The following is an 18087-nucleotide window of genomic DNA, read 5'->3' on the forward strand; positions in this document are numbered from 1 at the left end:
CGACAGACCGGCGGCGGACCGTCGGCCGGCGGCCGGCTAGCGCCCGTGGCGGCCCGTCGCCGAGGAAGTGCGGCGGCGGGCCAGCCCGAACAGCACGGCCGCACCCACCGCGAGGACACCGGCCCCGGCGGCGGCGATCGCCGGGGTCGCGCCGTTGCCGCCGGTCTCCGCGAGGTTGTGGGCGGCGGAGGGCGTCGCGGCCGGCGCGGCGGTGGTGGGAAGCGCGCTCGCGTTCCCGTTCGTCTTCGGGTCGTTGTCGCCGTGCCCGTTGTGCTCCACCGTGGACTTGTCCGCCCCTTCGGCGATCTGCCGGTCCGTCGGCGCCGACGGGGCCGCACCGGCGCTCGCACCGGTCTGGGCGGTGGCCTTGGAGGTGGGCGTGGCCGTGGCCGTGGCCGTGCCGCCACCCGCGCCGGTGCCACCGCTGTCCTTCCCGAAGACGACGTCCGAGCAGGTGTAGAAGGCCTCCGGGCTGTCCGAGCGCTGCCAGATGCTGTAGATGAGGTGGCGGCCGGACTTCTTCGGGACGGTACCGGTGAACACGTAGTCACCGTTCTGCATGCCCGGGTCGGTGACCTTCGCGAACGGGGCCGGCTCCAGGTCGGACCACTTCAGCGGCTGCGAGGGGTCGTACCCGTCCTTCGTCACGTACAGCTCGAAGGAACCCTTGTGCGGGGCGGTCCCCTTGTAGCGGAAGGTGTGCGCGCCCGCCGTCATCGGGCTGGCCGGCCAGTCGGCGCGCGCCAGGTCCAGGCCCTGGTACTTGTCGTTGCCGGCGGAGCACAGCTGGCCGTTGGGGATCAACGCCCGGTGGTTCCCGGCCGCGTTGGCGATGTTCACCGCGTTCCAGTCGTAGAACGCCTGGGCCCCGCTCGCCGCGACGGCCGCCTTGCACGCCGCCGACTTCGGGGCCTCGGGCCCTTCCGCGTAGCACGCCGCCACCCGGCTGACCGGGTCCGTCATCGAGCCGTGCGCGGCCGCGGGAACGGCCGAGTACGCCGCCACCGCGAGCGGGACGAGGGCGACGCTGGCGATGCGGGTCACGGTACGGCTGCGTGCGGGCATGGCTGGGCTCCTTAGGGCACAAGGCAGGGATGCGCCGGCGGAATCGGGCTCAGCGGCGCCGCCCCCCGGCGGCGCCGCATCGGGCCCTTCCTGTCCTGGCCCAGCCAAGCTAGCCCCCCGGACCACGCCTTTCGCCGGATCCGGGCGCCCGGCGAGGATCCTTAGGCTCCGCTTAAGGAAGGGGTAAGCGGGGGCCAAGGAAACGCGTTTGCGGAGCCCGCGCGGCCCTTGAGTAGGCTGCTCCTGGATCATCACGGGCCGGGGGAGGGGAGAACGGGAATGGAGCGGCTGCGCCATGACGACCCCCTGCGGACCGGGCCCCACGTCAATCTGGGCCGTGTCGACGAGGATCGCGAACAGGCCGTCCCCGCACGCCGGTTCATCGCCCGCAGCGCGGACGGCGACCGTACGTTCCTCGCCTTCCTTCCGCGCGCCGACGCCGATCCGACCCGGTGGGCCGTCGAGGCGGAGGGCGCCCGGCGGCTCTCGGTGCCCGGGTTCCTGCCGGTCGGGGAGGCGGGCGGCACGGCGGAGCTCCCCTGGTGCACGGCGCCGTACGTCCCCGTCCTTCCGCTACCCGCCGCCCTGCGGGCCCACGGGGGGCCGCTGCCCGAGCGGTTCGTACGGACTCTGGGCGCCGCCCTCGCCCGGACGCTGGCCGGCGCCCACGCCCTCGGCGTGACGCACGCGGGGCTGTCCCCGGAAGCCGTACTGCTCACCCTCGAAGGCCCCCGCCTGAGCTGCTTCGGCGCGGTGCGGGCCGCGGCCCCGGACGGCGAGCGGCGCAGCGGCCTGCCGGGCCTCGACCCGGGCAGTCTCGCCCCGGAACAGGCGGCCGGCGGACGGCCGCGCCCGCTCGGCGACGTGTACGGCCTGGGGGCGGTGCTCGCGTACGCGGCAACCGGGCACACCGTCCCCGAGAGCGGCGAACTCCCCGATGCTCTGCGTGCACCGGTCACCGCGTGCCTCTCCCGGGATCCCGAGAGGCGACCGCAGGCCCACGAGGTCCTCGGCCGGCTGGAGTCGGCCGGGGGCGCGGCGGCGGCACATCGGGCCACCGTGCTCGACGCGGCCGCGCCGGTCCCCCTCCCGGCACCCGTGCTCGCCGCGCTCGCGCGCCAGTCGGCGCAGGTCCTCGAGACCGAACTCCCCGTTCCCGTTTCCCTGGACTGACGGCTGATGCTCTCCCCGCTCACCCACGACGACCCACACCGGCTCGGCACCTACCGCCTCATCGCCCGCCTGGGCAGCGGCGGCATGGGCACCGTCTACCTCGCCCGCTCGGCCACGGGCCGTACGGCCGCGCTGAAGACGGTGCACGCCCACATCGCCACCGACCCCGCCGTCCGCACCCGCTTCCGCCTGGAGGTGGACGCGGCCCGCGTCATCGGCCCCGTGCACGGCGCCCGTGTCTTCGACGCCGACCCGGTCGCCGAAACCCCCTGGCTGGCCACCGAGTACGTGCTCGGCCCGCCCCTCGACGACGCCGTCTCCGCCGTGGGACCGCTCCCCGAGCCCGCGGTACGCGCGCTGGGGGCCCTGCTCTGCGCGGCCCTGGCCCAGCTCCACGCCTCGGACGTCGTCCACCGCGACCTCAAGCCCTCCAACATCATGCTCACGGCGGACGGGCCCAAGGTCATCGACTTCGGCATCGCCCGCGCCATCGGCGACGACCGGCTCACCCGCACCGGTACCGCGGCGGGCACACCCGCCTTCATGTCCCCGGAGCAGGCGACCGGCCGGGAACACACCTCCGCCGGGGACGTCTTCGCCCTCGCCGGCGTCCTCACCTACGCGGCCACCGGCCACGGGCCCTTCGGCAGCGGACAGCACGCGGACCTCCTCTACCGCGTCCGCTACGCCGACCCCGACCTCACCGGAGTCCCCCCGGCCCTGCTGCCGGTCCTGGCCCGCTGCCTCGCCAAGAACCCCGCCGACCGCCCCACCACCGCGGAACTCGCCGCCCGGCTGGACGCGGGGCAGGACGGTTTCGCCGGACACCTCCCCGAGCCCCTCCTCATGGAGATCGCCCGCCGCGCCGGGGGCGTCTGGCACACCCCGCCCCACCGGCTCCCGGCCCCGCCGGAACACGGACTCGCCGAAACGCTCCCGAGCGGGGCCCCGACGGCACCCACCACCCCGGCAGGCCCGGCCGGCCTGTCCCGCCGCAGGCTCCTCGCCCTCGGCGGCGGTGCCGTACTCGGCGCGGCAGCGGTCGGAGCCGGCGCCTGGGCATGGTCGGGCCGCCACGGCACCGCAGCCCCGAAGCCGCCCGCCGCCGCGAAGGAACCCGCGTGGGACCTGCTCTGGCAGGTGCAGACCAGCTCCGCCGACCCCGTCGTCCCGCCCGCGGCGCTCGTCCTGGACGGACTGGTCGTCGTGGGCCAGTACGGCGCACAGGGCCTGGACCCCGCGACCGGAGCGGTCAAGTGGGGCGGCCCCGGCGGCTACTTCATGCACCGGACGGCCACGGACGGCAAGCAGATCCACACCGTCGGCCACACGATCCAGGAAGCCGATCCGCTCAGGGTCTCCACGGTCGATCCGGCCACGGGGGAGTCCGGGGCCCCGTTCAGCGAGCTGGCGGACCTGAGGGGGATCCTCTACGGAACCCAGCTGCTCTGCGCGACGGCCGATGCCGTCTACCTGGCGGGCGGCCGGGGCACGCATGCGCAGGGTGCCTTCCGCAAGGACCAGGCCTGGTTCCTGCTGGCCGTCGACGTCCGCTCCGGGCGCAGGCTGTGGGAGGTCCCGCTCCCAGCCCGCCCGGACAAGTCCACCCGCCTGCACTTCCTGTCCGCCCGGGCCGTCGGCGGCCACCTGGTCCTCGTCCGGCAGTCCGCCGACGGAGAACCGAGCCTCGCCGTCCACGACGCCCGCACGGGCAAGGCGCTGTGGGAGCGGCCCCTCGCCGGCAAGCAGCCTGCCTTCACCCGGGCCCAACTCGCCGTCGACGAGAAGCACGTGTACCCGGCCGCGGGTGAACTCACCGCACTCGCGCTCGCAGACGGCAAGCAGGCCTGGCGCTTCGCAGGACAGGCACAGGGAGCGCGCTTCGGCCCCCCGGCCGTCAAGGACGGTGCGGTGTACGCGGTCGAGGAGGGCCGGGGCCTGGTCGCCCTCGACGCCACGAGCGGCACACCGCGGTGGATGGAGAAGCCCCGGGAGGTCCCGGCCGAGGACCTCGACACCCCGCCCGCCGTGGGGACCGGGCACGTGTACGTGCACAGCAGGGCTTCGTCCGGGCTGCTGGCCGCGGACGTCCGGACCGGCGCCGTGTCCAGCCCCTTCAAAGCCGCCAAGGCGCGGTACTTCGCCCATCCGTCCGCCCGGCGGCTCATCGCCGTCGGCGGCCAGGGCGAGTACGCCGCCGCGTACCCCCTCGACTGAGCCCACAGAAAGCCGCACACGCAATGAAGCCCCTGGAATCCGGCGACCCGATCCGGCTCGGTCCGTACCGCATCCTCGCGGTGCTCGGCGAAGGAGGCATGGGCAAGGTCTACGTCGGCCAGGACGGCGAGGGGCACCCCGCCGCCGTGAAGGTGCTGCACCCCCATCTGGCGCACGACCAGAACCTCACGCAGCGCTTCGTCCGCGAAGCCCGGATGGCCGGCGCGGTCACCGGTCCCTCCGTGGCCCGGGTACTGGACGCCCGGACGGAGGGCGGGCGCCCGTGGATCGCCACCGAGTTCCTGACCGGGCCGACGCTCGCGGACGCCGTACGGGCCCACGGGCCGCTCGGCGAACCGGCGGTACGCGCCCTCGCGGCGGCGCTCGCCCACGCGCTCCGCGACATCCACGCCGCCGGCCTCGTCCACCGGGACCTGAAGCCCGCCAACATCGTGCTCACCGCGACGGGCCCCCGCGTCATCGACTTCGGCATCGCCCGCCCCGAACACGGCCTGACCCTCACCGCCACCGGCCAGGTCCCCGTCACCCCCGGCTACGGCGCGCCCGAGCAGGTCCTCGGGCAGCGCGTCGGCCCTCCGGCCGACGTGTTCTCCCTGGGCGCCGTCCTCGTGTACGCGGCGAGCGGGCAGCACGCGTACGAGGGGACGCACGTCGCCGCCGTGCAGTACGAGGTCGTCCACGGCGAACCGCGCCTCGACCGCGTACCGCCCGGCCTGCGGCCGCTGATCGGCCCCTGCCTCGCCAAGGACCCGGCGTCGCGGCCCCTGCCGGAGCAGATCGCCACCTCCTCCGCCCCGCCCCGGGGCGCCGGGCGGGTCTGGAGGAACGGGCCGATCGCGCAGGACATCACGACCCGCGAGGCCGGCCTGCACCGGCTGACGACGGTGCCGGGCGGGGTCGCACCGCGCTCCGTGTCGCGCCGCCGCCTGCTGACGGGCCTCGCGGCCGGCGGAGCCGTGCTCGTGGCCGGAGGCGGAGCCGCGTGGTGGATCCGCAGGGGCAGCGACCCCTTCGACATCCCCCCGGCCGTACGGACCCCGGCGGCCCGCGTCCTGGACCCGAAGAAGGGCGACTACATCCTCGGCGAGACCGCCAAGGCGCTCTGGAACGTCCCCTCGGCGGTCTCGGAGAAGACGCCCGCGCCCCTCCCCGTACGCGACGTCGTCATCGTCGGAGCGCCGGAGGGCGGCATCGCCGCGCGCAGCGTCGTCGACGGCACGCTCCGGTGGTCGGCGCCGGAGGCCGTGGCCGCCAACCGCTACCTGTCCCTCTCCGACCGGCTGGTGGCGGCCACCGACCGGAACGGCACCCTCACGACCTACGTCGCCTCGACCGGCGAACCCAAGTGGACCTCGCGCGCGGAGGCCGCCTCCCTCCTCGCCGCGGACGACGAGTCCGTCTACCTGATCACCACCGACGGGCGGGTGCGCTGCGTCCGCCGGTCCGATGCGAAGATCCGCTGGACGGTCGGCGTCGGCGCGGCACTCGGCACCGAGGCGGCGTCGCGGGGCCTGGCGGGCGAAGGCCGGCTGGTCGTCACGGCGTCGGACGGGGCGGTCGTCGCGCTGGACACGGCCGACGGCCGCACGGTGTGGGAGCGCCGCGAGCAGTCCGACGACGGCCGGGCCAAGGCCGCCCTCTCGGGGCGCTCCCTGTGCGTGACCGGCAAGAGCCTCACCGCCGTCGACGTCGTCGACGGCAAGGAGCTCTGGTCGACCGGGAACACCAAGGCGCCGGACGGCGGCGCGGTCTCCTGGGGTCCGGCGACCATCCACGGCGACCACGTGTACGCGACGGCCCGGACGTTCCCCCGCCGCCTCGACCTCCGCAGCGGCAGGGGTACCGACTGGACCTACGAGGGCCTGTTCGAATGCGACGCGCCCAGCCCGCTCGTCGTGCAGGGGAACGGCTTCTGGTCGGTCACGGTCAACCGGACCGACGGCGGCATCAACGTCATCGACCTGTCGCCCGAGAACCGGCCGCCGTGGATGTTCCCCGTCATCAAGAACCCCGACCGCTACTGGATCACGGGCGACGCGAACCGCGTGTTCCTCCTGGACGGCACGTCACTCGGAGCACTGCCCGTCTTCTGAGCGGGCGGCGCCCGGCTACGCGAGCAGCGCGGGCAGGCCGGCCGGGGTGCGGGCCTGTTCGTCCAGGGCGTCGAGGGCGCGGACGGCCTGGGCGGCGGCCTCCGGGTCGGTCGTGGCGAGGCCGCTCTCGGCGAACTCGTCCTCGTCCAGGCGCAGTACGGAGGTCCCGTCCGCCGAGACCCACAGGTCGAGGTCCAGGTCCTCCACCGTGATCACCCCCTCGCGCAGCACCGCCGGGCGGGTGACGTCGCAGTACCAGCCCTTGAGGACGCCGTCGCCGGTCCACACCTCCTTGACCGCGTACCACCGGGTGCGCCAGAAGTGCTCGACGAACACGTCCCCCGGCTCGAAGCGCACGAACCCGAAGTCGCGTACGCCCTCGGCCGCCCAGGGGGCGCGTACGGAGATCCGGTCGCCGTCGTCGGCCACCTGCGCGGCCGGGTAGCGGATCTTCACCCGTCCGGCCTTGACCAGGGCCACGGTCAGCTCCTGCACGCTCATGTCGTCTCCAGTTCCTTCGCGTAGCGCGTCTCGGTCGCGCAGATCTCGTATCCGAGCCGCCTGTTGACGGCGAGCATCGGACGGTTGCCGGTGAGCGCCTCCGTGTACCCGGCCGCGTCGTCGAACTCGGTTCCCACGTCGCCCGGTTCGTCGGAGGTGGTCTCCGCGTCGGCGGCGAACAGCGGCCGCGGGTCCGCGGCGAAGGCGGAACCCGGCCGGATCTCGACCCCGGCCGGGAGCACCTCCGGGAGCGGCGGCAGCGCGGCCTCCGCCAGGTCCAGCCGCAGGAAGTGCGAGGAACGGCCGGGGCGGTGGCCGCGGCGCTCGGCGAAGGCCCGGTGGGCGGGCTCGTCCAGGACCCAGGCGTACGTCTCCACCGCGCCCTGCGCCGCGAGGTACGTCTCGGCGGTGCGCAGCAGCAGGCCGCCGGCGCCGAGACCGCGGTGGGCGGGGTCGACGTGGACGTCGGCCTTCGACCGGCCGGGCTCGGGGCTGTCGTGGGCGATGCCGACCCGGGCGGCGCCGATGACGTGCCCGCCCTCCGTCTCCGCGACCAGGAGGCGGCACCGCTGGGCCGGGTGGGCGGAGGCCAGCTCGAAGGCCACGCCCTCGGCGGTGTGCAGCAGGAAGGGCAGCGCGCGGTGGCGCACCCGTACGACGGCCTCCGCGTCGGCGGGATCCCCCGGTCGGAGGTCGCGGATCGAAACGGTCATGCGGCCGACGCTACGTGCGGGTGGGGCCGGGCGCCCCCCAATTAACCGGCGATGGTGGACAATCACCCCCGTGACCTCGACGAACCTGAAGATCACCATCGACGTGCGGACCGGTTCGGCCGCGCCGTACGAGCAGCTGCGCGCGCAGATCGCCGACCGGGCCCGCACGGGAAAGCTGCCGGCCGGCTTCAAACTGCCGACCGTGCGGGGGCTGGCGGAGGAACTGGGGCTGGCCGCCAACACCGTCGCGAAGGCGTACCGGGCGCTGGAGGCGGACGGGGTGATCGAGACGCGGGGCCGGAACGGGACGTTCGTCGCGGCGGCGGGCGAGGGCGCCGCCCGCGAGGCCGCGTCCGCCGCTCAGGCCTACGCGGACCGGGCGCACCGGCTCGGGCTCACGGAGCCCGAGGCCCTCGCCGCCGCCGCCGAAGCCCTCCGGGCCAGGTACGCCGCCCAGTAACCTCGGGCGCGGCGCCGTTGCCGGGGCTCTGCCCCGTACCCCGCTCCGCAAACGCCGGAGGGGCTGGATCGTGCCGCCGTCCGGCTGCAAGTGCGCGCAGCGCAACCTTGCGGGGGCAATGTCAGACCCGCCGGCGTTCGAGGCGCGGGGTACGGGGCGGAGCCCCGGGGCCCTGGGCCGCCGCCGGACGACCGCCCGCCCGCCGGAGGCTAGAGGTAGAGCCCGGCCTCCGACTGGGCCTGCGGCGGCAGTACCGCCGGGCCCGTGCCCCGCCGCAGGGCGAAGAGTTCCGCGAGGCTCGCTCCCTCTCGGGACACGCCCTCGTCCGTGCCCAGCCAGTCCACCGCCTCGCGGTGCGTCAGCCGGCCGACCTCGATGCGCGCCAGGCACCGGCCCGGGCGGACCACCGCCGGGTGGAGGCGTTCGAGGTCCTCGTTGGTGGTGACGCCGACCAGGACGTTGCGGCCCTGGCCCAGCAGCCCGTCCGTGAGGTTCAGCAGCCGGGACAGCGCCTGCCCCGCCGTGTGCCGGGCCTCGCCGCGGATCAGCTCGTCGCAGTCCTCGAGCAGCAGCAGCCGCCAACGGCCCTTCGCCGTGCCCTCGTCCTCCCCGATCGCGATGTCCATCAGGTACCCGACGTCGTTGAACAGCCGCTCCGGGTCCAGGACGCAGTCCACCTGGCACCAGTCCCGCCAGGACCGGGCGAGGGTGCGCAGGGCCGAGGTCTTCCCCGTTCCCGGCGGCCCGTGGAGCAGCAGCAGCCGGCCCGCGATGTCGTCCGGGGTCACCTTCATCAGCCGGTCCATCGCCCCGGCCACCGGCGCCGTGTAGTTGGACCGGACCTCCTCCCAGGTGCCGGCGGCGATCTGGCGGGTCGTCCGGTACGGGCCCCGGCGCGGGGACACGTACCAGAAGCCCATCGTGACGTTCTCGGGCTGCGGTTCGGGCTCGTCCTGCGCGCCCTCCGTGGCATCGCCCAGCACGCTCTGCGCGAGTTCGTCGCTGACCGCCGTCACCGTGACGTCCGCACCCCGGCTCCAGCGCGAGACGAGCACGGTCCAGCCCTCGCCCTCCGCGAGGGTGGCGCTGCGGTCGCTGTCGCGCGCCGAGCGCAGGACGGTGGCCCCCGGCGGCAGGAGGGTGGCCTCCGCCTTCACCCGCTCGATCGACAGGCTGCGCGAGTACGGCTGTTCGCCGGACGCGAACCGGCCGAGGAACAACGCGTCCACGACATCCGACGGCGAATCGCTGTCGTCGACATTGAGCCGGATCGGCAGCGCGTCATACGGGTTGGCTGGCATGGCGCCCATGATCCGGCACACCGTGCCCTCTTGCACCCGTGTTTCGCCGGTTCGGGTGGCCAAGTTCCCTCTTCAAACGCCTGGCGGGTGAAGATTCGGCCCGGAAATCCGCCCCGAACATTCTTGGCATGGACACTTCCAGAAGGTCTCGGCTCCTTGTACCACGGACTCAGCAGTGACTCCGGAGTAACCCCACCGGAGCGACCCCCACACCCCCACAAGGGAGCCGCACGCCCATGAGCATGAGAATGACGCGTTTCGCCGCCTTGACGTCCTCCCTGTTACTCGCCGCGGGGACCGCCCTGTTCGGCGCGGGCCAGGCGTCCGCCGCGGCCGACTTCGGCTACGTCGCCCTCGGCGACTCGTACTCCTCCGGCGTCGGGGCCGGCAACTACGACAGCTCGAGCGGCAGCTGCAAGCGCACCACCCGGGCCTACCCCGCCCTGTGGGCCGCCGCCCACGCCCCGCAGACCTTCTCCTTCGCCGCGTGCTCGGGCGCCCGTACGGGTGACGTCCTGTCCGGGCAGCTCGGCTCGCTCAACTCCGGCACCGACCTGGTCAGCATCACCATCGGCGGCAACGACGCCGGATTCTCCGACGTCATGACGACCTGTGTGCTCCAGTCCGAGGCCACCTGCGTCGCCCGCGTCAACCAGGCGAAGGCCTACGTGGACAACACCCTCCCCGGCCAGCTCGACCAGGTGTACAACGCCATCTCCGGACGGGCGCCCTCCGCGCACGTCGTCGTCCTCGGCTACCCCCGCTTCTACAAGCTGAACGGCACCTGCGTCACCGGCCTGACCGAGGGCGAACGCTCCGCCATCAACGGCGCGGCCGACTACCTCAACGCGGCCATCGCCAAGCGCGCCGCCGACCACGGCTTCACCTTCGCCTCGGTCGCCGGTGCCTTCACCGGCCACGAGATCTGCTCCGGGGACGCCTGGCTGCACAGCGTCAACTGGCTGAACATCGGCGAGTCCTACCACCCGACCGCCGCCGGACAGTCCGGCGGCTACCTGCCCGTCTTCACCAACGCGGCCTGACCGGCCACCACGGGACCCGCCGCGGGACCTGCCTCGGGCCCTGCCGCGGGATCCGCCGCGGCGGGGCTCGGCGTCGGACTCGGTGACGGCACCGGCGACGGGCCCTGACCGGGGGAGGAGGCTCCGCTCGTCGGAGCCTCCTTCTCGCAGGTCACGGAGATGTCCACCCACTGCGTGGCCACCTCGGCCGGACCCCGCACCTCCAGCCGTACCGCATCGTCCCAGTCGGCGTCCGGTACGTACGTGAGCTCGCTGTGCTCCAGCCGCCGGCTCCTCGGCCCGCCCTCCTCGTACGTGACGGACTGCCAGCCGGGGCCGGAGCCCTTCCCGCTCCGCGTGGCCCACCGGTACTCCAGCGTCACCGGGGTGCGCTCCACCTCGAGCGTGGCGGTGAAGGCGGGTGCCCGGCCCTCGGGCGGCGGGCAGGAGCCGGTGTAGGAGGAGCGCACGACGTCCACGTACGCGAGCACCTGCCCGCCCGCCGCGCCCGACGGCGACGCCGGCGCGGACGTTGGAGCCGAAGCGGACGGCGCCGCCGAGGGTTTCGCCGTGGCGCTCTGCGAGGCGGTCGCCGAACCGGTCGGGCCCGCGCCCCGGCCGCCCGGCGAGCCCTGGCGGTCCTTCACCAGCAGCCACCCCAGCAGGGCCAGCGCCCCGAGCAGCACCACGATCCCGACGGTCAGCACCGCCCCGGCCCCGCCGCGCCGCTCCGCCTCGGATCCGTGCCCGGGTGCATCGAACGGCTGTCCGTGCTGCTGAGAGTGGCCGGGGCCGGGGCCGGGGCCGTGTCCGTGGTCGTGGTGGTGCGCGACGACCGTCGGCGAGTCCGGCCCCGACACCGGCCCGCCCGCGGCCCGTACGGTCCCGCCCGCACCCACCAGCCGCAGCATCCGGGCCGCCTCCGCCGCGGGCAGCCGGGCGGCCGGGTCCTTGCGCAGCAGCCCCTCCAGTACGGGTTCCAGCGGCCCCGCCCGGTGCGGCGGCGGCAACTCCCCGTCCACCACCGCCTGCAGGACCTCCAGCGGGCTTCCGCCCCGGAACGGGGGGACTCCTTCGACGGCGGTGTACAGCATGACCCCGAGCGACCACAGGTCCGACTCGGGGCCGGGCTCCTGCCCGAGGGCCCGCTCCGGGGCCAGGAACTCGGGGGAGCCGACCACCTCGCCCGTCATCGTGATCGCCGAGGAGCCCTCCAGGCTGGCGATCCCGAAGTCGCCCAGCACCACCCGGCCGTCATTGGCGATCAGCACGTTGCCGGGCTTGACGTCCCGGTGCAGCACCCCCGCGTCGTGCGCCGAGCGCAGCGCGGCCAGCACCTGCTCCCCGATGTGTGCGGCGCGCTGCGGGGGCATCGGCCCCTCGGCCTCCAGCAGCTCGGCCAGCGAGAGGCCCCGCACCAGCTCCATCACGATCCACGGCCGGCCGTCCTCGGAGGCCACGTCGTAGACCGTGACGACCCCGCGGTGCGAGACGCGGGCCGCGGCCCAGGCCTCCCGCTCCAGGCGCCGGTACATCCGGGCGAGTTCGCCGGCCTCCATCCAGGCCGGCGCCCGTACCTCCTTGACGGCGACCTCGCGGGCCAGCACCTCGTCCCGGGCCCGCCACACCACGCCCATCCCGCCCCGGCCGATGGGTTCCAGCAGCCGGTAGCGGCCGGAGACGACACGACCGGAGTGCGATTCGCCACCCGCGCCACCCGATCCACGCACGTTCCCGGTCACGCGAGCCTCCCATGCGTCATCAGGCGATCACTCCAAGTTAGCGCAGGGCGGGCGATGTGGCCCCTGTCGTGACGTGACCGGTGGCGGGGCGTTCCGAACTCGGCGCATCTATGCGGAGAGTGACGGTCGACTCCACTGAGTAATCGTCAACTCCCCGTCGCGATAGGGGTAATTCACACCACTGGGATACCCGGGGGCGTTGCGGGGACGATAGGGTTAACCTGCCCGGGCCGGGTGCCCTCGTACGGGTGGGGAGAGATCATGGAACAGATAGCAATGCGCAGCAGGCCGCCACGCGTGCCTGCCATCACCTGCGGCAGCAGCGCGAGCAGCTCGCGCCTCGACCGTCACCTCGCCGTGCTGGGCGGACCTGCCGTCCCGCACCGGGAGACCGCCGAGGCGACCCTGCTGATGCGCGAGCTCACCTCCCGCGACCACACGCACCGCCTGCGGAGCCGGAGCGCGCGCGTTTCGCTCTTCGCCCCGCTGCGCCGTCTGCGTCGCACGCTCTTCGGCAGCCGCCGCTCGTAACTGCCCGTCCGTCCCCGCCCGCAGCCGTCGGCCGACCCGGCCGCCGGTTCCCCGGCCCTACTCGAACACGCCCACCACACCGTCCCGGCGAAGGTCCGAGATCTGCGCGTCCGTCATCCCCAGGGCGCGCAGCAGGGCCCCGGTGTGTTCGCCCAGCGCGGGCACCGCACCCATGTGCGGTGCCGCGCCGCCCGGCAGCCCGATCGGCGGCAGCAGGGCCCGCAGCGGACCGGCAGGTGAATCCACCTCCCGCCAGCGGTCCCGGGCCGCCAGCTGCGGGTGCCCGGCGAGCTGGGCCACCGAGTTCAGCCGCGCGCAGGCGATGCCCGCAGCCTCCAGCCGCCCGATCGCCTCGTCCGCGCCCAGCATGCCCAGTGCCCCGGCCACCACCGCGTCGGTCTTCTCGCGGTTCGCGGTGCGCGCGGCGTTCGTCGCGTACGAAGGGTCCTCGGCCAGCTCGGGCCGCTCCAGCACCTGTCCGGCCAGCCGCCGCCACTCGCGGTCGTTCTGCACGGACAGCAGCACCCGGTCCCCGTCGGCCGTCGTGTAGGCGTCGTACGGCGCGATCACCGCGTGCGCGAGCCCCGTCCGCACGGGCTGCTCCCCGCCGTGCATCGTGTGGTGCAGCGGATGTCCCATCCACTCGGCGAGCGCGTCCAGCATGGACACCTCCACCCTGCCCCCGCGCCCGGTGATCCCGCGGCGCAGCAGCGCGGCGAGCACCCCCGAGAAGGCGTACATGGCCGCCGCGATGTCCGCGGCCGGGATGCCGGCCTTGACGGGCTGTTCCGGGGTGCCGGTCACCGACACCAGCCCGGCCTCGCACTGCACGAGCATGTCGTAGGCCCGCTTGTGCGCGTACGGTCCCTCCGCGCCGTAGCCGGAGACGTCCACGGCGACCAGCCGCGGGTAGCGCGCGCACAGTGCGGCCGAGTCGATCCCGAGCCGGGCGGCGGCCCCCTGCGCGAGGTTCTGCACGAAGACGTCGGCGTCCGCCAGCAGCCGGTGCAGGACCTCCAGGCCGCGCGGGTCCTTCAGGTCGAGCGCGATGGACTCCTTGCCGCGGTTGGCCCACACGAAGTGCGAGGCGAGGCCGTGGGCGGCGGTGTCGTACCCGCGCGCGAAGTCGCCGCCGTCGGGGCGCTCGACCTTGACCACCCGCGCGCCGAGATCGGCGAGCTGCCGGGTGGCGAAGGGGGCCGAGACGGCCTGTTCGACGGCGACGACGGTGATGCCGTCCAGCGGGAGCGGTTCGGGTACGGCGCTTTCGGTGTCCATGGCACCGATCCTTATCCCGTACGACCCCGGCCTGTCACCCCCTCCGGGGAGTTCCCCTCCGGGGAGCCGGTCAGCCCGCGGTGCCCCGGGCGAACCGCCGGGCCGCGAGCGGTGCGAAGACCGCGAGCAGCAGCGCCGACCAGAGCAGTGCCCCCGCCACCGGGTGCGCGGCGGGCCAGGCGGCGCCCGGCGCGGCCTCCGCCCCCGCGTTCCCGCACAAGTCCCGTACGGCGGTGGCGACGGCGCTGATCGGGTTCCACTCGGCGACCGTGCGCAGCCACCCGGGCAGCCCGGCCGTCGGCAGGTACGCGCTCGACAGCATCGGCAGCACGAAGGTGGCGCTGCCGAGCTGCCCCGCCGCCTCCTCGCTCCTGCTGAGCAGGCCGAGGCAGGTGCCGGCCCAGGCGGAGGCGAACCGGAACAGCAGGAGCACGCCCAGGGCCCCCAGCGCGCCCGGCAGTCCGGTCTCGACCCGCCAGCCCATCGCGAGCCCCACCAGCATCAGCGGCACCATCGAGACGGCGGTGGTGAGCAGGTCCGCCGCGGTCTGCCCGAGCGGGACGGCGGCGCGGCTCATGGGCAGGGTCCGGAAGCGGTCCATCACCCCGCGGTGGGCGTCCTGCGACGCCGTGAACATGCCGGTCATCAGCCCGTTCGCGGCGGTGGCGGCGAGCAGTCCGGGGACCAGGAACTCGCGGTACTCGGCCCCCGGCATGGCCAGCGCGCTGCCGAAGACGTAGCCGAAGAACAGCAGCATCGTGACCGGCATGGTCTGCGTGAGGATCAGCAGCGCCGGTGCGTGCCGGGCTTTCTGGAGCTGACGGGTCAGGACGGCGCCGCCGTCGGACAGCAGGGTGCTCATGCCGCGTTCTCCTTCGGGGCCGCGGGGGCGGGGATGCGGGTGAGGCGCAGGAAGACCTCGTCGAGGGTGGGCGGGCGCAGGCTCGCGTCGGTGACGGGCACCGCGGCGGTGTCGAGCTCGCGGATGATCCGCGGCAGCGTCAGCCCGGCGTCGAGGACGGTCACCCCGACGGTGAGGCGCTCCTCGTCGAGCACGGGCCGGCCGCCGGTGAGCCGGTCCAGTACGGCCGCCGCTCCCGGGAGGGCCTCCGGTACGGCGACCGTGACCTCGGCGCGGGCGCCGATCCGGGCCTTGAGCTCGGCCGGGGTGCCGTTCGCGACGGCCCGGCCGCGGTCGACGACCGCGATGTCGTCGGCGAGCCGGTCGGCCTCCTCCAGGTACTGCGTGGTGAGCAGCACCGTGGTGCCCTCGGCGGCGAGTTCTCGTACGGCGGTCCAGATGTGCTCGCGGGCCGACGGATCCAGGCCGGTGGTGGGCTCGTCGAGGAACAGCACGCAGGGGCGGGTGATCAGCCCGGCGGCCAGGTCGAGGCGGCGGCGCATCCCGCCGGACCAGGTGCCGGCGACCCGGTCCGCGGCCTCGCCGAGCCCGAAGCGCTCCAGCAGCCCGTCGGCGCGGGCCCGGCCCGCGGAGCCGCGCAGCCCGGCCAGCCGGGCGAAGAGCCGCAGGTTCTCCCGGCCGGTCAGGTCCCCGTCGACGGAGGCGTACTGGCCGGTGACCCCGATGGCGCGGCGGACGGTGGCCGGGTCGCGGGTGACGTCGTGGCCTGCGACGAGCGCGCGGCCCGCGGTGGGCGCGGTGAGCGTGGTCAGGATCCGCACGGCGGTGGTCTTGCCCGCGCCGTTGGGGCCGAGGAGGCCGCAGACCGTGCCCTCGGGCACGGCGAGATCGAGGCCGCGCAGGGCGTGGACCTCCCCGTAGTTCTTCTCCAACCCCTCACTAAGTACAGCGTACGTAGTAGTCATGTGCGGCACCCTACCCCACTACGTACGTCGTACGTAACTAAGATGGTGGCGAGACGACGAGGTGATCCGAGCGATGACAGCCGGCGGGCGACCCGCTGAACCCGAAGTGATCTGGTCCCGCCCGCAGCGGGCCGGCCGAGGCCCCAGGCCCGCGCACAGCCGCGAGTCGATCGCCGCCGAAGCGGTGCGCATCGCCGACGCGGAGGGGATCGAGGCCGTCTCCATGCGGCGCGTCGCCGCCGGGATCGGCGCCGGGACGATGTCCCTGTACAACTACGTGCCGCGCAAGGACGACCTGTACGAGCTGATGGTCGACGCGGTCGGCGGCGAGTACGAGTTCACGCCGCCGACCGGCGACTGGCGCGCCGACCTGCTCGCCCTGGCCCGCCAGACGCGGGACCTGATGCACCGCCACCCGTGGCTGCCGGGGCTCCTCAGCCCCGTCCACGGCTTCAGCCCGAACGCCCTCGCGTACCTGGAGCACAGCCTGGACTGCCTGGTCCCGCTGGACGCGCCGGACGGCGAGAAGCTGGAGCTCGTCGCCGCGGTCAACGGCATGGTGTCCACCTACGTGGCGAGCGAGCTGGCGCTGGCCGAGCGGGCCCGCTCCCTGCCGTGGAGCGAGGCCGCCGAAGCGGGCGCCCGGGCCGCCTGGCTCGGCTCACGGCTGGCCACCGGGCAGTACCCGCGCCTGGCCGCGGCCCTCACGGGCGGGGCGCAGCCCGTCCCCGGCCCGGAGCTGGACATGGCTGCCGTGTTCGACCGGTCGGTGTCCCGGCTGCTGGGGGCGTGGGGCGCGTAGGCAGGCCGGAGCCGCTCGGGGCGCGGGCCGCAGGCCGGCCGGAGGCGCTCGGGGCCCGGGGCGCGCAGGCCGCCGGAGCCGCTCGGGGCGGCACGGGCTGGGCGCGCTGCGTCCCTGGCCGCTCAGAGCAGCGCGAACTGCCCGCCGGGGCCCTCCTCCTGGTGGTCCAGCACCGAAGCGGGGCGTCGCGCCGAGCGCGGCGGCGGCAGCACCGCGGCCGCCCGCAGCGCGGCCGCGGGCAGGAGCGGGCCCGGCTCGAAGGCCGCCCGCTCCGGCGCCAGCTCCGCCAGCAGCGCCAGGGTCGTCACCAGCGCCAGCAGCTCCGAGGTCCAGGCCTGCGGCCACTCGGCCGGACCCAGCGCCACCAGCCCGTCCGCATCCGGAGCGCGGTGCGCCACCCGGGCCGCGAACCAGGCCTCCAGCACCCGGACGCCCTGCACCTCGTACTCCCAGGCCCCGGAGGGTACGGGGGAGACCGTGCCGGTGCCGAGGCCCAGGGTCTCGCCCTCCGCGTCGTACGACAGCCCCAGCGGCCACGCCCCGACCGCCGAGCGGACGTACGGCCGGCGCCCGCCGGGCAGCCGGGGCGGCTCACCGCCGCGCGCCCCGCGCAACTGGACGGTGAGCAGCCGGTGTCCGAGCTCCAGCCCGGCCCGCCAGCGCCCCGGGTCGGCCGCGAGCGGGACCTCGTACCCCCGCGGCCCGGGGCGGCCCGCCGCGAGGATCCAGCACAGCAGGTCCTCGGGGGTGACCCAGCCGCCGTAGCGCTCGCCGAGCAGGGGGAGCAGGCCGGGGGCGACATTGGGCTCGGCGCCGCCGGGGCGCCGGTGCAGGGGCCGGATCCGCCCGAGCCGGCCGGCCGGGAGGTGCGCGCTGACCAGCAGCTCGGGGGTCTCGACGGCGAACAGCTGGTGCTCGTCCAGGACCCGCCACAGCTCCGGGCGGGCCGAGTCGATGAGCCGCTGGTCGGGCAGCAGCCACTGCTCGTCGAAGGGCTCGCGGAGCACCCGTACGGGCTCCGGGCAGGGGCCGGGCTCGTCCGCGAAACGGGCCGTGGCCGCCGAACGCTGCCCCGGCAGCGCGGCCGCCCCGGAGGTGGGCGTACGCAGCCGGCTCGGGCGGAACAGCCGCTCCCGGTCGGCGCCTTCGGCACCGGTCAGGGCCGCCCAGCGGGCGCGCAGGGAAGCGGGATCGGGCGCGGCCACCCAGTCCCGGCCCAGGCGCAGGCCGCCCACGGACCAGGGCATCAGATCGTCCAGCAGCGGTACGTCTTCGCTCACGCCGCCGATGGTAGCGACGGGATCAGGCGGCCGGGCCGCGCCCAGGCCGAAGAGCTACGCT

16 protein-coding genes are annotated in these 18087 nt (G+C 75.0%); 7 read left to right on the forward strand and 9 right to left on the reverse strand.

All coding sequences use genetic code 11. The features are described from left to right. Positions 1-36 precede the first annotated feature (36 nt). The gene (locus tag ACIGFK_RS30195) at positions 37-1065 is read right to left on the reverse strand and encodes a lytic polysaccharide monooxygenase (RefSeq protein WP_400054357.1); all 1029 of its coding nucleotides are present in this window, start codon (positions 1063-1065) and stop codon (positions 37-39) included. 279 nt (positions 1066-1344) lie between these two features. Here ACIGFK_RS30195 and ACIGFK_RS30200 point away from each other — a divergent pair, with 279 nt between their 5' ends. From ACIGFK_RS30200 to ACIGFK_RS30210, 3 genes are read left to right on the forward strand one after another with little or no spacing between them, the layout of a single operon-like run. After that, complete coding sequence (locus tag ACIGFK_RS30200) at positions 1345-2238, forward strand: serine/threonine protein kinase (protein ID WP_376655956.1); 894 nt, start codon at positions 1345-1347, stop codon at positions 2236-2238. Positions 2239-2244: 6 nt separating this feature from the next. Next, complete coding sequence (locus ACIGFK_RS30205) at positions 2245-4455, forward strand: PQQ-binding-like beta-propeller repeat protein (RefSeq protein WP_400054360.1); 2211 nt, start codon at positions 2245-2247, stop codon at positions 4453-4455. Between the two features lie 23 nt (positions 4456-4478). Continuing rightward, entirely contained in the window at positions 4479-6569 is a 2091-nt protein-coding gene (locus ACIGFK_RS30210) for a protein kinase (protein WP_400054362.1), read from the forward strand. Positions 6570-6584: 15 nt separating this feature from the next. On the opposite strand, the gene ACIGFK_RS30215 is transcribed toward ACIGFK_RS30210, so the two are convergent. Together ACIGFK_RS30215 and ACIGFK_RS30220 are read right to left on the reverse strand one after the other, a co-directional pair. After that, on the reverse strand, positions 6585-7070 hold the full coding sequence (locus ACIGFK_RS30215) for a DUF402 domain-containing protein (RefSeq protein WP_386465713.1): 486 nt from the start codon (positions 7068-7070) through the stop codon (positions 6585-6587). Further along, positions 7067-7783, reverse strand: a complete 717-nt coding sequence (locus tag ACIGFK_RS30220) for a GNAT family N-acetyltransferase (protein ID WP_400054365.1) — start codon at positions 7781-7783, stop codon at positions 7067-7069. The genes ACIGFK_RS30215 and ACIGFK_RS30220 overlap by 4 nt, the downstream gene beginning before the upstream one ends. A 70-nt stretch (positions 7784-7853) precedes the next feature. On the opposite strand from ACIGFK_RS30220, the gene ACIGFK_RS30225 reads away from it, so the two are divergent. After that, on the forward strand, positions 7854-8243 hold the full coding sequence (locus ACIGFK_RS30225; protein WP_386465719.1) for a GntR family transcriptional regulator: 390 nt from the start codon (positions 7854-7856) through the stop codon (positions 8241-8243). 209 nt (positions 8244-8452) lie between these two features. Here the strand turns inward: ACIGFK_RS30225 and ACIGFK_RS30230 are convergent, their stop codons facing one another. Next, positions 8453-9544: a DUF5925 domain-containing protein gene (locus tag ACIGFK_RS30230; RefSeq protein WP_400054367.1), complete on the reverse strand. Its 1092-nt coding sequence runs from the start codon at positions 9542-9544 to the stop codon at positions 8453-8455. Positions 9545-9786: 242 nt separating this feature from the next. Here ACIGFK_RS30230 and ACIGFK_RS30235 point away from each other — a divergent pair, with 242 nt between their 5' ends. Further along, complete coding sequence (locus tag ACIGFK_RS30235; protein ID WP_376655970.1) at positions 9787-10587, forward strand: SGNH/GDSL hydrolase family protein; 801 nt, start codon at positions 9787-9789, stop codon at positions 10585-10587. On the opposite strand, the gene ACIGFK_RS30240 is transcribed toward ACIGFK_RS30235, so the two are convergent. Beyond that, positions 10557-12308 (reverse strand): serine/threonine-protein kinase, encoded by a 1752-nt coding sequence (locus ACIGFK_RS30240; protein WP_400054369.1) that lies wholly within the window; start codon positions 12306-12308, stop codon positions 10557-10559. The genes ACIGFK_RS30235 and ACIGFK_RS30240 overlap by 31 nt on opposite strands. A 261-nt stretch (positions 12309-12569) precedes the next feature. Between ACIGFK_RS30240 and ACIGFK_RS30245 the strand changes: the two genes are divergently transcribed. Further along, on the forward strand, positions 12570-12839 hold the full coding sequence (locus ACIGFK_RS30245; protein WP_376655948.1) for a hypothetical protein: 270 nt from the start codon (positions 12570-12572) through the stop codon (positions 12837-12839). Between the two features lie 57 nt (positions 12840-12896). Here the strand turns inward: ACIGFK_RS30245 and ACIGFK_RS30250 are convergent, their stop codons facing one another. The 3 genes from ACIGFK_RS30250 to ACIGFK_RS30260 form a co-directional block, all read right to left on the reverse strand. Then, the gene (locus ACIGFK_RS30250) at positions 12897-14117 is read right to left on the reverse strand and encodes a CaiB/BaiF CoA transferase family protein (protein WP_376655947.1); all 1221 of its coding nucleotides are present in this window, start codon (positions 14115-14117) and stop codon (positions 12897-12899) included. Between the two features lie 70 nt (positions 14118-14187). Further along, positions 14188-14979, reverse strand: coding sequence for an ABC transporter permease (locus ACIGFK_RS30255; RefSeq protein ID WP_400054372.1), 792 nt, complete (start codon positions 14977-14979; stop codon positions 14188-14190). After that, positions 14976-15944: an ATP-binding cassette domain-containing protein gene (locus ACIGFK_RS30260; RefSeq protein WP_376655945.1), complete on the reverse strand. Its 969-nt coding sequence runs from the start codon at positions 15942-15944 to the stop codon at positions 14976-14978. The genes ACIGFK_RS30255 and ACIGFK_RS30260 overlap by 4 nt, the downstream gene beginning before the upstream one ends. A 73-nt stretch (positions 15945-16017) precedes the next feature. Here ACIGFK_RS30260 and ACIGFK_RS30265 point away from each other — a divergent pair, with 73 nt between their 5' ends. Continuing rightward, entirely contained in the window at positions 16018-16746 is a 729-nt protein-coding gene (locus ACIGFK_RS30265) for a TetR/AcrR family transcriptional regulator (protein ID WP_376655944.1), read from the forward strand. Positions 16747-16868: 122 nt separating this feature from the next. Here the strand turns inward: ACIGFK_RS30265 and ACIGFK_RS30270 are convergent, their stop codons facing one another. Next, positions 16869-17993 carry a type ISP restriction/modification enzyme gene (locus ACIGFK_RS30270; RefSeq protein ID WP_400054450.1) on the reverse strand — a complete coding sequence of 375 codons (1125 nt, stop codon included), beginning with the start codon at positions 17991-17993 and terminating at the stop codon, positions 16869-16871. Positions 17994-18087: the final 94 nt, after the last annotated feature.

It is taken from the genome of Streptomyces sp. NPDC085524, assembly GCF_044541755.1.
Lineage (GTDB): Bacteria > Actinomycetota > Actinomycetes > Streptomycetales > Streptomycetaceae > Streptomyces.

Coding starts and splice junctions, on each gene's coding strand:
- ACIGFK_RS30270 (WP_400054450.1), bottom strand. CDS start 17,993: ATGCCCTGGTCCGTGGGCGGCCTGCGCCTGGGCCGGGACTGGGTGGCC.
- ACIGFK_RS30260 (WP_376655945.1), bottom strand. CDS start 15,944: ATGACTACTACGTACGCTGTACTTAGTGAGGGGTTGGAGAAGAACTAC.
- ACIGFK_RS30265 (WP_376655944.1), top strand. CDS start 16,018: ATGACAGCCGGCGGGCGACCCGCTGAACCCGAAGTGATCTGGTCCCGC.
- ACIGFK_RS30235 (WP_376655970.1), top strand. CDS start 9,787: ATGAGAATGACGCGTTTCGCCGCCTTGACGTCCTCCCTGTTACTCGCC.
- ACIGFK_RS30210 (WP_400054362.1), top strand. CDS start 4,479: ATGAAGCCCCTGGAATCCGGCGACCCGATCCGGCTCGGTCCGTACCGC.
- ACIGFK_RS30200 (WP_376655956.1), top strand. CDS start 1,345: ATGGAGCGGCTGCGCCATGACGACCCCCTGCGGACCGGGCCCCACGTC.
- ACIGFK_RS30230 (WP_400054367.1), bottom strand. CDS start 9,544: ATGCCAGCCAACCCGTATGACGCGCTGCCGATCCGGCTCAATGTCGAC.
- ACIGFK_RS30250 (WP_376655947.1), bottom strand. CDS start 14,117: ATGGACACCGAAAGCGCCGTACCCGAACCGCTCCCGCTGGACGGCATC.
- ACIGFK_RS30195 (WP_400054357.1), bottom strand. CDS start 1,065: ATGCCCGCACGCAGCCGTACCGTGACCCGCATCGCCAGCGTCGCCCTC.
- ACIGFK_RS30215 (WP_386465713.1), bottom strand. CDS start 7,070: ATGAGCGTGCAGGAGCTGACCGTGGCCCTGGTCAAGGCCGGACGGGTG.
- ACIGFK_RS30255 (WP_400054372.1), bottom strand. CDS start 14,979: ATGAGCACCCTGCTGTCCGACGGCGGCGCCGTCCTGACCCGTCAGCTC.
- ACIGFK_RS30220 (WP_400054365.1), bottom strand. CDS start 7,783: ATGACCGTTTCGATCCGCGACCTCCGACCGGGGGATCCCGCCGACGCG.
- ACIGFK_RS30205 (WP_400054360.1), top strand. CDS start 2,245: ATGCTCTCCCCGCTCACCCACGACGACCCACACCGGCTCGGCACCTAC.
- ACIGFK_RS30245 (WP_376655948.1), top strand. CDS start 12,570: ATGGAACAGATAGCAATGCGCAGCAGGCCGCCACGCGTGCCTGCCATC.